This is a genomic window from Thauera sp. 2A1 (genome assembly GCF_009469595.2).
Lineage (GTDB): Bacteria > Pseudomonadota > Gammaproteobacteria > Burkholderiales > Rhodocyclaceae > Thauera.
In genome coordinates this window covers 1-1,670 of the sequence record NZ_SSXV01000093.1, presented here as the reverse complement: position 1 = coordinate 1,670, position 1,670 = coordinate 1, and the positions used below count along the sequence as shown (strand labels likewise).

Sequence of the window (1,670 nt, the reverse complement as noted above, 5' to 3'; positions counted from 1 at the left end):
CCCTCTGGGTCAAGATAGTTGTCGCCTCGATAGAATCTGAACCCCGAGGGCGATAACGGAAGAACGAAGTGGCCAGATACGGACAAGCATTCAAGGACAAAGCGGTCGCACGGTTGTTGCCCCCGGAGAGCGCATCGGTGGAGTTGGTTTCCCGCGAACTGAGCATTTCAACGGCGACGCTCGAGCGGTGGCGCGCGGATGCGCTGTCCAAGCCCGCTCGCGAGCGGGCTTGGACAGCGCCGGCCCGATTCGAGGCGGTGCTGGTCACCGCCGCGATGGACGAGGCCAGCAAGAGCGCCTGGTGCCGCGAGAACGGCGTGTATCCGCAGGAGCTCGAGCAATGGCGCGCAGCGGCCACGCAGGCGCTGGCCGACCCCGAGGACGCCGCGCGGATCAGCCACCGCGAGAAGAAGGCCGACCGGCGCCGCATCAAGGAGCTCGAGCGCGACCTGCACCGCAAGGAGAAGGCCCTGGCCGAAGCTGCCGCGCTGCTGGTGCTGTCAAAAAAGCTCGAGGCGATCTTTCCGAAGGACAAGGACGAGGACGCATGATCGGCCTGGAAGATCGCCAAACCATGGTCCGCCACATCGACACCGCTCACGCAGCGGGCGCGCGCTTGCGCCCGGCGTGCGAGGTCGCCGGCATCACCGTACGCACCTTGCAACGCTGGAAGACCGAGGACGGCCTGCACGTCGGCGACCGCTGGCCCTTGGCCGAGCGCCCGACGCCCGCGCATGCGCTCACCGAGGCCGAGCGCGCTCGCGTGCTGGCGGTGGCCAACGAGCCGCGTTTCGCCGATCAGCCACCGGCGCGCATCGTGCCCACGCTGGCCGACGAAGGCATCTACATCGCCAGCGAATCGAGCTTCCAGCGCGTGCTGCGCGCCCACGGGCAAACCCGTCACCGGGGCCGTACCCGAGCGCCCCAGCGCTCGCGCACGCCGACCACGCATGTGGCCACCGCGCCGGGCCAGGTCTGGTGCTGGGACATGACCTACCTGCCCACGCAGGTGCAGGGGCGCTGGTTCTACCTCTACCTGATCCAGGACCTGTACAGCCGCAAGATCGTCGGCTGGGAGATCCACGACGCCGACGACGCGGAGCACGCGGTGAGCCTGCTCAAGCGCACCGCGCTCGCTGAAGGCATCCACGCGATGACCGACAAACCCGTGCTCCACGGCGACAACGGCAGCACGCTCAAGGCCACAACGGTGCTCGCGATGCTGCACTGGCTGGGGGTCAAACCGTCGTACTCGCGCCCGCGCGTCTCCGACGACAACGCCTTCGTCGAGTCGCTCTTCAAGACGGCCAAGTACCGCCCCGAATTCCCGGCGCGAGGCTTCGCCACCCTTGACGACGCCCGCCTCTGGGGACGCGACTTCGTGCGCTGGTACAACTTCGAGCACCGCCACAGCGGCATCCGCTACGTCACCCCGGCGCAGCGACACGCGCTGGAGGACCGGACGATCCTGGCTGCACGGCATCAGACGTATCTGCGGGCCCGCGAGCGACATCCTGCGCGCTGGTCCCGTGGGACGCGCGACTGGACGCCAATCGGCGCGGTCACACTCAATCCGGAGCGCGATGCGGTCGTACGCGATCACGTGCATGCTGAAGACTTAAAGCGGTCGGTTGCATGAATCAGGCGACAACTATCTTGACTTGTTCCGG

At 67.5% G+C, this 1,670-nt stretch carries 1 protein-coding gene; it reads left to right on the top strand.

The features are described 5' to 3' along the window. Positions 1-68 precede the first annotated feature (68 nt). Positions 69-1,639, top strand: a protein-coding gene (locus tag GH664_RS22585) for an IS3 family transposase (RefSeq protein ID WP_153170292.1) whose coding sequence is annotated in 2 segments (ribosomal slippage) — positions 69-501 and positions 501-1,639 — 1,572 coding nt in all. Because the reading frame shifts where the segments join, the coding sequence is not laid out codon by codon here. Positions 1,640-1,670 lie beyond the last annotated feature (31 nt).